Origin of the sequence: Marinomonas sargassi, assembly GCF_025716875.1 — a bacterium.
Classification (GTDB): Bacteria; Pseudomonadota; Gammaproteobacteria; order Pseudomonadales; family Marinomonadaceae; genus Marinomonas; species Marinomonas sargassi.
This window is the reverse complement of record NZ_JAOVZB010000001.1, coordinates 54,014-66,248: the sequence shown is the minus strand read 5'-3', so window position 1 is coordinate 66,248 and position 12,235 is coordinate 54,014. Positions and strand designations below refer to the sequence as shown.

12 protein-coding genes are annotated in these 12,235 nt (G+C 41.6%); 7 read left to right on the top strand and 5 right to left on the bottom strand.

All coding sequences use genetic code 11. The features are described 5' to 3' along the window. Positions 1-14 precede the first annotated feature (14 nt). From OFY17_RS00325 to OFY17_RS00315, 3 genes are all read right to left on the bottom strand, one after another. Positions 15-407, bottom strand: coding sequence for an NUDIX domain-containing protein (locus OFY17_RS00325; protein ID WP_263528696.1), 393 nt, complete (start codon positions 405-407; stop codon positions 15-17). Continuing rightward, positions 343-1,053, bottom strand: coding sequence for a pseudouridine synthase (locus OFY17_RS00320; protein ID WP_263528695.1), 711 nt, complete (start codon positions 1,051-1,053; stop codon positions 343-345). The genes OFY17_RS00325 and OFY17_RS00320 overlap by 65 nt, the downstream gene beginning before the upstream one ends. Before the next feature lie 126 nt (positions 1,054-1,179). Beyond that, a complete protein-coding gene (locus OFY17_RS00315) occupies positions 1,180-1,401 on the bottom strand; it encodes a cold shock domain-containing protein (RefSeq protein WP_263528694.1) in 222 nt (73 codons plus the stop codon). 250 nt (positions 1,402-1,651) lie between these two features. Between OFY17_RS00315 and clpS the strand changes: the two genes are divergently transcribed. Together clpS and clpA are read left to right on the top strand one after the other, a co-directional pair. Then, positions 1,652-1,999: an ATP-dependent Clp protease adapter ClpS gene (gene clpS / locus OFY17_RS00310; protein WP_263528693.1), complete on the top strand. Its 348-nt coding sequence runs from the start codon at positions 1,652-1,654 to the stop codon at positions 1,997-1,999. Positions 2,000-2,019: 20 nt separating this feature from the next. Next, entirely contained in the window at positions 2,020-4,275 is a 2,256-nt protein-coding gene (clpA, locus tag OFY17_RS00305; RefSeq protein WP_263528692.1) for an ATP-dependent Clp protease ATP-binding subunit ClpA, read from the top strand. A gap of 74 nt (positions 4,276-4,349) precedes the next feature. Here clpA and infA read toward each other — a convergent pair whose 3' ends face one another. Together infA and aat are read right to left on the bottom strand one after the other, a co-directional pair. Beyond that, the gene (gene infA, locus OFY17_RS00300; protein ID WP_012070936.1) at positions 4,350-4,568 is read right to left on the bottom strand and encodes a translation initiation factor IF-1; all 219 of its coding nucleotides are present in this window, start codon (positions 4,566-4,568) and stop codon (positions 4,350-4,352) included. 228 nt (positions 4,569-4,796) lie between these two features. Next, positions 4,797-5,546, bottom strand: a complete 750-nt coding sequence (gene aat / locus OFY17_RS00295) for a leucyl/phenylalanyl-tRNA--protein transferase (protein WP_263528691.1) — start codon at positions 5,544-5,546, stop codon at positions 4,797-4,799. A gap of 513 nt (positions 5,547-6,059) precedes the next feature. Between aat and OFY17_RS00290 the strand changes: the two genes are divergently transcribed. The 5 genes from OFY17_RS00290 to crcB all read left to right on the top strand — a co-directional run bounded on the left by OFY17_RS00290 (position 6,060) and on the right by crcB (position 12,195). After that, positions 6,060-6,905, top strand: a complete 846-nt coding sequence (locus tag OFY17_RS00290) for a hypothetical protein (protein ID WP_263528690.1) — start codon at positions 6,060-6,062, stop codon at positions 6,903-6,905. 147 nt (positions 6,906-7,052) lie between these two features. Next, complete coding sequence (locus OFY17_RS00285) at positions 7,053-9,785, top strand: DNA translocase FtsK (RefSeq protein WP_263528689.1); 2,733 nt, start codon at positions 7,053-7,055, stop codon at positions 9,783-9,785. Positions 9,786-9,842: 57 nt separating this feature from the next. Beyond that, positions 9,843-10,469 carry an outer membrane lipoprotein chaperone LolA gene (lolA, locus tag OFY17_RS00280; protein ID WP_263528688.1) on the top strand — a complete coding sequence of 209 codons (627 nt, stop codon included), beginning with the start codon at positions 9,843-9,845 and terminating at the stop codon, positions 10,467-10,469. Then, entirely contained in the window at positions 10,469-11,827 is a 1,359-nt protein-coding gene (locus OFY17_RS00275; RefSeq protein WP_263528687.1) for a replication-associated recombination protein A, read from the top strand. The genes lolA and OFY17_RS00275 overlap by 1 nt, the downstream gene beginning before the upstream one ends. Next, on the top strand, positions 11,824-12,195 hold the full coding sequence (gene crcB, locus OFY17_RS00270) for a fluoride efflux transporter CrcB (RefSeq protein ID WP_263528686.1): 372 nt from the start codon (positions 11,824-11,826) through the stop codon (positions 12,193-12,195). Before OFY17_RS00275 ends, crcB begins: the two co-directional genes overlap by 4 nt. Positions 12,196-12,235 lie beyond the last annotated feature (40 nt).

Genomic DNA, 12,235 nt, shown 5'->3' with positions numbered 1-12,235 from the left:
TAGTAACACTTTATTTAGCTTGAAGGATGAAGAAACTCGTCAGATATAAAGGATAAAGGTACGGTTGAATTTTTGCGGTGATCTACAATGCATTTTCCCACTAAAGGGCTGCGATGAGGGTGTGCCATGATTTCTTCATAAGTGAGCCAGTGACTAGACTCAATGTCCGAGTCTAATCTGTTGTTAGCGTGAGCAACAGGGTCGCAGACAATACATACCCTGTGATAGGTATCAGCGCCTTCATAAGGAGTAAAGGTGTACAAACCTAACAAGCCGACAGGCTGAACTTCCCACCCAGACTCTTCTAAGGTTTCTCTGATGACAGCTTCCGCTAGGCTTTCATTATTTTCTATGTGTCCTGCGGGCTGGTTTAGTACTAGTTGGCTGTCTTGATACTCTTTCACCATCAGGTACTGGTCTCCCCTTTGTACGAGTGCTGCGACGGTGAGGTGGGGAAGTCTTGTTCTTTCTTTTTTGCTCAAAGTTGTGCACCTCTTGAAGAAGTTCATCCGTAGGCTCGATAAAACACCATTCCCCACTTGTTGTATTATCTATAGAGTAAGGGCCGATGGCATAACGTATCAATCTTAATGTTGGGAAACCAACCGCCGCTGTCATACGGCGGACTTGCCTATTTTTACCTTCTTTGATTTGTAGCTCTAACCAACTAGTTGGTATGTTTTCTCTATGTCTAACGGCGGGGTTTCTAGGCCAAATATTAGGTTCTTCTATGTGTTTTGCTTGTGCCGGCTTGGTAAGGCCATCTTTTAGATCTACGCCTTGTCTCAGTTTTATGAGTGCTTCATTCGTGATGTTTCCTTCCACTTGAACCCAGTAGGTTTTTGGTAGCTTGAAGTCTGGGGATGCTATGATGTGTTGTAATGCCCCTTTATCGGTTAGTAGCAATAGACCTTCTGAATCAAAGTCTAGGCGTCCTGCTGGGTAAAAGTAGGGTGCCTGTATAAAGTCCGCTAGCGTCGATTTATCGCCTTCTTCTGAGAATTGGCTCATGACCCTGAAGGGTTTATTGAATAAGATTAAGTTAGATGACATATGAAGGTGCGTATACTGATAGTTTTGTTCGTCAGTATATCAGATGGTTAGGCTAACTGCCTCACTGCCGTTAGTAAAAAGGGCTAGGCAGTTGCTCGATTTTTTGGTGATGTTTGGCTGAAGTGTTTAGCTGCTTTCTGCTTCTTCAGTTGGACTAATGTCTATTGCGTGTAGTCCTTTATCTCCAGGTTCGACATTAAATGTAACGCTTTGGCCTACTTTTAAGGTTTTGTAGCCTTCTACGTTGATCGCAGAATAGTGAATGAATAAATCTTCGTCGAATTCCTCTGACACGATAAAACCGTATCCTTTGGCATTGTTAAACCACTTCACAGAACCTTTGTGCATGAGTTACTCCTTATTTACTCGATGTTTCATAAAGTTTTCTTAGTTTTTTCTTCCTATGGAGAATGGCGCATTAGATAATTTTATTTATTAAAGATTGATCGCCTATTTAATGGGCTTGATAATGAGCGTAGAAGCTCTTTTGATATTTGTAAAATCTATATGGTGATGTTTAACGTATATTGGAAAAGAGTCAAAAAGGTGTTAAGAGTTATATTAGGCTAATGCTTAGTGTTAGCCACAGAGGATAAAAATGAGAGAAAATTCGAAAATTAAGTGTATGTCAGACGAAGAAAGACACGACGGCACGAGTATTGTAATTTCTGAGCAAGAGCTTGCTCTTCAACCGCCCTCAATGTATCAGGTGGTACTGTTTAATGATGACTATACGCCAATGGATTTTGTCGTATTTGTTTTACAGCGTTTTTTCTCAATGGATGGGGAGAAGGCAAATCAAATTATGCTAGAAGTGCATACCAAAGGGAAAGGCGTTTGTGGCGTCTATCCTTTTGATATTGCAGAAACGAAAGTAGCCATGGTTCAACAGTTCGTAGAACAAAACGAGCACCCTTTAATGTGTGACCTTCAGAAGGTCGACTGATTCAAAGCGAGGGCATAGCAATGTTAGATAAAGAACTAGAGCAAACCCTAAATGCTGCTTTTACAGCGGCTCGTGATAAGCACCATGAGTTTATGACCGTAGAGCACTTGTTATTGGCTCTTATTGATAATGGTGCAGCGTCCGCAGTGTTAACGGCCTGCGGTGTGAATCTTGATGTATTAAGTAAAGAACTAGAGGAGTTTGTAGACAGTACGACCCCTCTGATTCCTGAAAACGATGAAGAGCGAGAAGTGCAGCCAACTCTTGGTTTTCAGCGAGTATTACAACGAGCCGTGTTTCATGTTCAATCGTCTGGTAAACGAGAAGTGACCGGCGCGAATGTTTTGGTGGCAATTTTCAGTGAGCAAGAGAGTCAAACAGTTTACCTGCTTAAAAAACACGGTGTTGCGCGCATTGATGTGGTGAATTTTGTTGCTCACGGTATCACTAAATCTGGCGAAGCGTCAGGGCAAGAGAGTGAGCAGGCTGAAGAGGGCGATACCCCATCCGTTGCACCGCTACAAAAGTTTGCTGTGAATCTGAATGAAGAGGCCAGTGCAGGCCGCATTGATAAATTAATAGGTAGAGAGAAGGAAGTGGAGCGAGTTATCCAAACCCTCTCTCGTCGCAGGAAAAATAATCCATTGCTAGTAGGTGAGTCAGGTGTCGGTAAAACGGCCATAGCGGAAGGTCTTGCGAAGCGAATAGTCGATGGACAAGTGCCAGATGTAATCTCAGATGGTGTCGTGTATTCACTCGATTTAGGTGCATTATTAGCGGGTACTAAGTACCGAGGTGACTTTGAAAAGCGCTTGAAGCAATTGCTAGGCGAGTTGAAAAAGCTACCTAATGCGATTTTGTTCATTGATGAAATTCATACCATTATCGGAGCAGGGGCAGCATCTGGTGGTGTTATGGATGCCTCTAACTTATTAAAGCCTGTATTAAGTTCAGGTGGACTGCGTTGCATCGGCTCCACTACTTTTCAAGAGTTTCGTGGCATCTTTGAGAAGGACCATGCTCTGGCTCGACGCTTTCAAAAAGTTGATGTAAATGAGCCAAGTGTTGAAGATACTTACCAAATATTAAAAGGCATTATCAGTTCTTTTGAAGAACACCATAATGTGAAGTATGAAGAGGCTTCTTTGCTGGCCGCTGCAGAGTTAGCTCAGCGCTATGTGACAGATCGTCATATGCCAGACAAAGCAATAGATGTGATTGATGAGGCTGGTGCATACCAGCGCTTACAGCCTGAAGAAACGCGTAAAGCTTTAATCACCACAGAAGAGATTGAAGATATTGTCTCTAAAATAGCGAGAGTACCTGTTAAAGCGGTTAATTCTGATGATAGACAAGTTCTGTCGAATTTAGAGCGAAATTTGAAAATGGTGGTGTTTGGTCAGGACGATGCGATTAGTTCTTTGTCCGCGGCAATTAAACTCTCTAGAGCTGGCTTAAAAGCGGAGCAAAAGCCAATTGGTTCATTTTTGATGGCAGGCCCTACTGGTGTAGGTAAAACGGAAGTAACTAAGCAGCTTGCTAAGCAACTAGGTTTAGAGCTTATCCGCTTTGATATGTCTGAATATATGGAGCGCCATGCGGTCTCTCGGCTCATCGGTGCGCCACCAGGTTATGTCGGCTTTGATCAGGGCGGTTTATTAACCGAAGCTGTGACGAAGAACCCTCACAGTGTTGTACTGCTGGATGAAATTGAGAAAGCCCACCCGGAAGTCTTTAATTTGCTTTTGCAGGTAATGGATCACGGTACTTTAACGGATAACAATGGTCGCAAAGCCGATTTCCGTAATGTGATTTTGATTATGACGTCGAATGCAGGCGCAGAGGAGCTGGCTAAGCGCTCAATCGGTTTCTCTAATCAAGATAACTCAACAGACGGTATTGAGATCATAAATAGAACCTTTACACCTGAATTCCGTAATCGACTGGATGCTGTTATTCAATTCGGTCAGCTGGATGAAAGTATTATCTTCAATGTGGTAGATAAGTTCTTAGTGGAGTTGCAGGTGCAGCTTGACTCCAAGAATGTTCTTTTGGAAGTGTCAGACACGGCTCGTGGTTGGTTAGCTAATAAGGGTTACGATCGTCAAATGGGTGCAAGACCAATGGCGAGGGTGATTCAAGAACATTTGAAGAAGCCTCTAGCGGACCAAATTCTATTTGGTGATCTTAGTAATGGCGGGCACGTGAAAATTTCCCTAAATGAGAAAAAGGACGAACTACAATTTGATGTGATGGAAGAAGCTGTATTGCATTGATATGTTTATCTCGAGACATAAAAAAGCCGGATTACATTCCGGCTTTTTTATGTCTGCTTACTTGCTCGTTATGATTAACGCGCGCGGTAAACAATACGTCCTTTAGAAAGGTCGTAAGGAGTTAGTTCTACTTTTACTTTGTCACCGGTCAAAATACGGATGTAGTTTTTACGCATTTTTCCAGAGATATGAGCAATTACTACGTGTCCGTTCTCTAGTTCGACACGGAACATGGTGTTAGGCAACGTATCAATGATAGTGCCTTCCATTTCTAAGCCTTCTTCTTTTGCCACAATATGTGTCCTATGGTGTTGAATCTTTTGTTTGGTATACGCTGAGCCCAACAGGGAAAAAGCAAAAAAAGAGTGATTCTTTGCTATCTAACGTAACTTTAAATATCGATTGCATCTCAAACTGTTAACTTTCGAAATGCAGCTGAATTTTAATCGAGCGTATTTTGCCTAAAAAAGCACCGTAAGGCAAATTCAACTGGTACATAACGGAGATGAATTTGGACGTTGTTAGGGTAAAATATCGTGTTTTATACCTTCTCTCCCTAAAGATATTAATTTTTCATTTGGATTTGGAGTCGGAATTGCTTGTTTGAGCGTTTCGATAAAATATTCTCTAGGGATAAGTTTGGCTCCCAATGAAATGAGGTGTTCAGACTCCACTTGGCAATCGATTAATTCAATATCGCATCCTATCGCGAGTTCACAGAACTGCTTTAAGGCAACTTTGGATGCATTGGGTACAAGTGAAAACATGGATTCACCAAAGAATATTCGCCCCATTGCAATGCCATAAAAGCCGCCAACCAGTTTTTCTTCTTGCCAAATTTCGATTGAGTGGGCGTAGCCAAGTTTATGTAGCTCAATATAAGCATGTTTTATTTCTTCTGAGATCCATGTTCCTTCTTTTTCTGCCCTAAGGTCAGAGCAATAGTCAATTACTGATGAGAAATCTCTGTTAATAGAAAAACTCCATTCACTCCGTTTAATGGACTTTTTAAGCGATTTGGATATGTGAAGCTCTTGTGGTTGTAATACACATCTTTGTGCGGGGTGCCACCACAAAATAGGATCAGGTTTGCTAAACCAAGGGAAAAAACCATGGCTGTATAGGTGAGTAAGGCGTGTCGTTGATAGGTCACCGCCAACTGCGACTAAGCCTTCTGGATCATCAAGTGCTTTAGCTGGATTAGGCGTATCATAGGGAGACTCGGATAAAAAGGCTAACTCTACTGGATCATTTTCTTGTTTGCTAAGCATAATAGGAAGTTGCTTCGTTGTTACTGTAAGGCTCTTGAAAGCAAACGATAAACTTTTTGATAGATAATATATATAAAAAACTAAAGTTATTATGCCGTTTACCGATATCTGTATGCAAAGGAAGAAAAAGTACTGAAATTCAACTTATTCAAAGTGTTTTATAGTGCTAAAGTCTTCTATTTTTAGATTCTTCTACCCGTGAAATTGTAAAAGTGGTTTTTTCTTGCTTGTTTTTTGCTCAGAACGGAGAAAAAAACAAAAAAAGTGCAAGCAGAGCTTGACCCGTAAGATAAAACTTGGTTTAAATCAATGTAATGCTAAACAATGATTTATGTAATTACTTGTTGAGGTATTAAGAATTAATAAGTTTTACTTCTTTCTGACAAATGTCATAAAAGTGAAACTTGTTAGTTTTAAAGTGTTTGAATCGTTGGAAACAGCGTTTCTAAATTAGGTAAAGCGTTATTTTTAAGGTCTATAAAAGGCCACATATAATATAAAGGGGATTCTTTAATGAAAGCTATTAAACTTGCTTCTGTATTTGCGGTATCTGCTGTTGCAGCTGCTGTTTCTACTTCTACGATCGCTGCTGATGCCGTTATTTCTGGTGAAGCTGGCATCGAATATACAACAACAGATACAGTTGACTCTGTTGACGGAACTGATTTGAGTGAAATTGAATTATCAGTTGATACTGGTGTTGTTTACGCTGAGCTTGAAATTGCTGGTACTTCTTCTGATGAAGATGTTGATATCGGTCTTGAAAAAATCTACGTGACACAAGGTGCTGTATCCTTCGGTCGTTTTGATGGTTCTGTTTCAACTGGTGCTTTCATGGGTAGCCTTGATGAGCAGCTAGGTGGTGTCGATTTAACCACTTCTGGTGATACTGATGATGCCGGTGTTCGTTACAAAGTTACTCCTGAGTTTACTGTTGCTTTAGAAGCAACTGACTCTACTACAACTGAAGATTCTGACATTGGCGTAGCAGCTTCTTACGTAACTAGCTTTGATGCAATTAAAGTGGGTATTTCTGGTGGTTCAGTGGGCGATGCAAACGCAGTAAACGTTGGTTTTTCAACAACTGCTGGTCCTTTGACTATTTCTCTTGACTATGGTGTAGGTGCAAGTGGTGCTACTGGCTCTACAGATGTAGAAAAAATGACGTCTACAGCTTCTTTTGCAGCTACTGAGGAATTAACTTTTGCTCTTGAGCTTGCAAATAATATGGAATCTAAGAAGACTGGTACTTACTTCATTGCTGAATACGCAGTTGGTGATTTAACTTACTACTTGAAAAATTTTGCAGGTGATCTCAACACTGACTCCACATCTGTTGGTGTAACTGCATCTTTCTAAGACCTTTCTTTATTTAGACAGTGTTTCTTAGTGTAAATACGAAAGCCGACCCTTTGGGTCGGCTTTTTTTATGGTAAGCTTAGCGGATTATAGGCTTCATGAAAGTAGCCATATTTTGTTTAGATTTAGCATAAAGGAATACCTGTTTTGCCAGAGAGTACGAGTGAGTCAGTACGATCACCAATTTGGAATATGTTTGCTAAGCAGGCTGGTTTTATTGTCGCCCTGTTATTTTTGTTCTTTTTTGGATTAGCAACCTATAGCTATCATCCAGATGACCCAAGCTGGTTCTATTCCGGCACAAACAATCCTATTCAAAATTCAATGGGGCCTGCTGGTGCGGTTATAGCGGATTTAACTTCTAGCTTTTTTGGAGCCCTCTTTTATACCCTTCCACCTTTATTTATTTGGGTTGCCATTGTTTTATGGCGAAACCCCCATGCTATGTTACCCCTCAACAATGCTTTGCTGTGTACAGTAGGTAGTGTTCTTTACTTATCTTTTGGTTCTGTCTTGTGTTTCTTGCATACGGTTGGTAATCCCGAACTACAATATGGTTCTGGTGGTATTCTTGGTAATGGCCTAGGTCAACTTTTATATGGTGTGATTGGCTATGACGGCTCAACCTTGGTTAGTTTGGCGCTGGTGCTTCTATCTGTAACTTTGTTGTTTCAATTGCACTGGTTAAGTTTGATGGACCGATTGGGTGAGGCGGTTTATAAAATTGTTATAAATCTGCGAGAGAAGCAAATTGAACGACGTCAGAAAAAGGGTGAGAAAAGTTTAGCTCGCCCAGATGAAGATGGACTAGATGAATTAGAGGAGCCAGAAGAGCCGGCTATTTTCCGTAAGAAAAGAAATAAACTCGACTCTTCTAAAAAGGAGAATCTAGATAAAAATGAGAGCCTAGCTACTGAAGATGAAGAGTCTCAGCAGCAAGATCCTTTGGAAAAAGAACAGAAGAAAGAAAGTGCTTTTTCTAAGCTAGCCTTACCTTCTATTTTTTCGAAAAAGAAAGAGAGTAAAGAGGATGTTGTCGAATTTACGCCAGAAGAGCCAGATTTCGGTGGCTTAGATTCATTGTCTGTTGACGATGCTGATATGGAAATTGGCGATACGCTTTATATTGAAGAAGACTTTTCTGAAGTTGATCCAACGGCAGCACAAAAAACTTCACAAACCTTATCTGACCCATTAACCGAAGAAAAGGCTGAATCAGTCGAGCATTCCCAGATAACAAAAGAGCAAGCAGATAATGTATTATTTGGGGATCAAGCAGCGACTACTGACACGATTTCTCCACATAAACCTGCTGTTCGTACCCTATCGGAAGCAAAACAATTAGATTCATTAGATAGCTCGACGCCAGACTCAACAGTGGAGCAAAGAAATGAGCCTTCTTACTCATTACCTGATCGTTCAGTGCTTACCCAGCCTAAACCTAAAAAGGGCGGTTATACGGAAGATGAGCTGCTTTCTCTGTCCGAGTTATTAGAGCAAAGGTTGCTAGATTTTGGTGTAAAAGTGGAAGTGGTTGAAGTAAATCCAGGCCCCGTAATTACTCGTTTCGAAATACAGCCAGCGCCGGGGATAAAGGTTTCCAGAATCACTAACCTCGCAAAAGACCTTGCTCGTTCTCTGAGTGTGATGAGTGTTCGTGTGGTTGAGGTAATTGCAGGAAAATCCACCATAGGTATTGAGATCCCCAACCAAGTTCGTGACACAGTTTACTTCTCTGAAGTGATCAATTGTGACGCTTATGATAGATCTTCTTCTCCGCTTACTTTATCCCTTGGGCATGATATTTCAGGTGAACCTGTGGTGGTTGACCTAGCTAAGATGCCACATGTTCTGGTGGCTGGTACAACAGGTTCAGGTAAGTCTGTTGGGGTTAATGCAATGATTTTAAGTATGCTGCTTAAATCGACTCCCGATGAAGTGCGCATGATCATGGTTGACCCTAAAATGTTGGAACTTTCTATATACGAAGGTATTCCGCATCTGCTAACCCCTGTCATCACAGATATGAAAGACGCAGCGAACGGCCTTCGTTGGTCTGTTGATGAGATGGAGCGCCGTTACAAGCTTATGTCTAAGCTAGGTGTACGTAATATTGCGGGCTACAACAAGAAAGTAAGGGATGCGATAGAAGCGGGTAGTCCAATAGAAGATCCACTTTGGCAACCTGAAATGGCTATGTTCTCCGAAGATGGTGTTGCTCGTACAGTTCCTCACCTAGAGCCATTACCTTATATTGTGATTATTGTTGATGAATTTGCCGACATGATGATGATAGTCGGTAAAAAAGTAGAAGAGCTCATTGCTCGAATTGCACAAAAAGCCCGTGCGGCAGGTATTCATTTGATATTGGCAACACAACGACCTTCTGTTGATGTTATTACAGGTCTTATTAAGGCCAATATACCGACTCGTATGGCGTTCCAAGTGTCCTCTAAAATCGATTCAAGAACCATTCTGGATCAAGGTGGGGCAGATCAGTTACTAGGAATGGGTGATATGTTATACCTTCCTGCGGGTCTACCAACTCCTATTCGTGTTCACGGCGCCTTTGTTTCTGATGATGAAGTGCATGCCGTGGTAGAAGAATGGAAGCAAAGAGGGGAGCCTGCTTACATAGAAGATGTGGTAGTAAATCCTGAAGATCTTATGTCCGGCGATGATAGTGAAGACAAAGATGCCCTATATGATGAAGCTGTAAAAATTGTGTTAGAAACTCGAAAAGCTTCTATTTCGTCTGTACAGCGCCGATTAAAAATAGGCTATAACCGAGCTGCTAATCTAGTGGAAGCGATGGAAGCAGCTGGTCTAGTTGGCCCTATGGGCACTAATGGACAAAGAGAAATCTTAATTCCAGAATGATCCTGTTAGTTTTGAATTATCCTATTCTGGGCGATTGAATTTTAGTGAGGTAATGAATTGATCAACAAGTTGCTACAACAAAGCGTTTTATTTTTAGTGTTTATATTATCTCTAACGAATGTTCACGCCACTGAAGTCTCAGATTCGATTGAGGCCTTGTTGGAAAATAATCGAAATGTAGAAGGTGAATTCAGACAGGTTACCTACGATGAGCAAGGCAAAGAGCTGCAGGTCAGTGAAGGTGTGTTTTTGCTAGCCAAGCCAAATCAATTTGTTTGGGATAGCATCTCGCCTTTTTCTCAGCGTATTATTTCCAATGGACAGACAGTTACCATTTGGGACGTGGATTTAGAACAAGCGACGCAAAGGCCTGTTTCTGGTTCTGTTGGGAATTCCCCTGCGGCATTACTAAGCCAACCAGCAAGAGATGTTCTGCCTAATTTCGATGTTAGTGAAATCAGTAACGGAAAATATCGATTGGCGCCTAAAGATGATCAAACATTGTTTCAAACACTTACTTTGTCGTTTAAAAAAGATCTAATCAGTGCCATGAGTATTGTTGATTCTTTAGGACAAACGACAGTCATCGAATTTAAAAATGTCGAAACCCATGAAGGTGTTGCTAAGGCTAATTTCACTCTAGAACTTCCAGAACATGTGGACGTCATTATAGAAGGTAACTGATGAGAGACCTTTTTTCAGAGGTGCCTACGGAAGCTTATCAGCCCCTTGCTGCCAGAATGAGGCCTTCCTCCTTAGATGATTATATAGGTCAGTCTCACCTTGTAGGTCCAGGAAAACCATTGCGTCGTATGGTGGAAACGGGTCACTGCCATTCTTTTATCTTGTGGGGCCCTCCGGGTGTTGGAAAAACCACATTTGCTCAATTACTTAGTCACGCCTTGGATGCACAATTCATAGAAATCTCTGCTGTTATGTCTGGTGTCAAAGAGATTCGTGCCGCGGTCGATCAAGCAAAACAGCTGCGCATGATGAATGGTTCGCAAACAGTTTTATTTGTGGATGAGGTGCATAGGTTTAACAAGTCTCAACAGGATGCCTTTTTACCCTTTATTGAAGATGGTACTTTTTTATTTATTGGTGCCACTACCGAAAACCCTGCATTTGAACTTAATTCTGCCTTGTTATCACGAGCGCGTGTCTATCGTTTACAAACGCCATCTGTTGACGATGTTCAGCAAGTGCTTATTCGTGCTATGGAAGATGCAGATAAAGGCGTCAATATCAGCCGTAACCAAATATCGGATCACTATCTTTCTATCTTAGCGCAAGCGGCAGATGGTGATATTCGCAGGGGGCTTAACTTTCTCGAGATTCTTTCGGACTTAATCGAGCCGGAAACGCAAGTCACCCAAGCACAGTTGGAAGATGTACTTGGTGATAGCGTACGACGCTTTGATCGTCAGGGGGATGTTTTCTATGATCAAATATCCGCTTTCCATAAGTCTGTTCGTGGTTCCTCTCCTGATGGAGCCTTGTATTGGATGGCACGTATGTTGGATGGCGGTTGCGATCCTTTGTATATAGCTCGGAGGTTATTAGCAATTGCTTCTGAAGATATTGGTAATGCCGACCCAAGAGCCTTGCAGGTTGGCTTAAACGCATGGGATATATTTGAACGTGTTGGCCCTAAAGAAGGTAATAGAGCCATTGCGCAGGCGGCGGTTTATATGGCGTCAGCCCCCAAAAGTAATGCTGTCTACATGGCTTATAAGCAGGCAATGTCAGATGCGTCATCGCAACCTAGTTATGAAGTGCCAAACCATCTGCGAAATGCACCAACATCGTTAGCAAAAGATATGGGGCATGGGGAAGATTATCGCTATGCCCATAATGAAGAGCATGCTTATGCAGCGGGTGAAAATTATTTACCAGAAGAATTAGCCAATATGCGGTATTATCAGCCTACAGATCGAGGTTTAGAGAAAAAAATTGCCGATAAGCTGAACTGGTTATCAGAGCTTGATGAGCAAAGCCCCCAACAGCGTTATTTCATGAATCAACAAGAGAGTGACACATGATGTACTTGATGATTGCACTAGGCGGAGCCTTTGGTGCATTAAGCCGATACGGTATGACGAAATGGATTAATGGCTATTGGCAGCAAAGTTTCCCTCTCGCTACCATGCTGGTCAATGTGCTGGGTTGTATTTTAATGGGAGTGGCTTTTGTCATTGTTAGCGAACGTATGCCATCTTTGGCGACCTACCGACCTCTAGTCATGGTGGGTTTTTTAGGTGCCTTCACAACCTTTTCTACCTTTTCTTTAGAAATTGTTTCACTTATTGACGCACAGGCTTGGCTAAGCGCATTAAGCTATTTATTATTAAGCTGTATTTTGGGTGTGGTAGGTCTGGTCATTGGTATGGCCATGGCTCGAGCTTTTTAAGCTTCCAAAAACTTTGAAAGTTTTATTATTTATTTAAAGG

Coding starts and splice junctions, on each gene's coding strand:
- crcB (WP_263528686.1), top strand. CDS start 11,824: ATGATGTACTTGATGATTGCACTAGGCGGAGCCTTTGGTGCATTAAGC.
- aat (WP_263528691.1), bottom strand. CDS start 5,546: ATGCTTAGCAAACAAGAAAATGATCCAGTAGAGTTAGCCTTTTTATCC.
- clpA (WP_263528692.1), top strand. CDS start 2,020: ATGTTAGATAAAGAACTAGAGCAAACCCTAAATGCTGCTTTTACAGCG.
- clpS (WP_263528693.1), top strand. CDS start 1,652: ATGAGAGAAAATTCGAAAATTAAGTGTATGTCAGACGAAGAAAGACAC.
- OFY17_RS00275 (WP_263528687.1), top strand. CDS start 10,469: ATGAGAGACCTTTTTTCAGAGGTGCCTACGGAAGCTTATCAGCCCCTT.
- OFY17_RS00315 (WP_263528694.1), bottom strand. CDS start 1,401: ATGCACAAAGGTTCTGTGAAGTGGTTTAACAATGCCAAAGGATACGGT.
- OFY17_RS00320 (WP_263528695.1), bottom strand. CDS start 1,053: ATGTCATCTAACTTAATCTTATTCAATAAACCCTTCAGGGTCATGAGC.
- OFY17_RS00325 (WP_263528696.1), bottom strand. CDS start 407: ATGGTGAAAGAGTATCAAGACAGCCAACTAGTACTAAACCAGCCCGCA.
- OFY17_RS00290 (WP_263528690.1), top strand. CDS start 6,060: ATGAAAGCTATTAAACTTGCTTCTGTATTTGCGGTATCTGCTGTTGCA.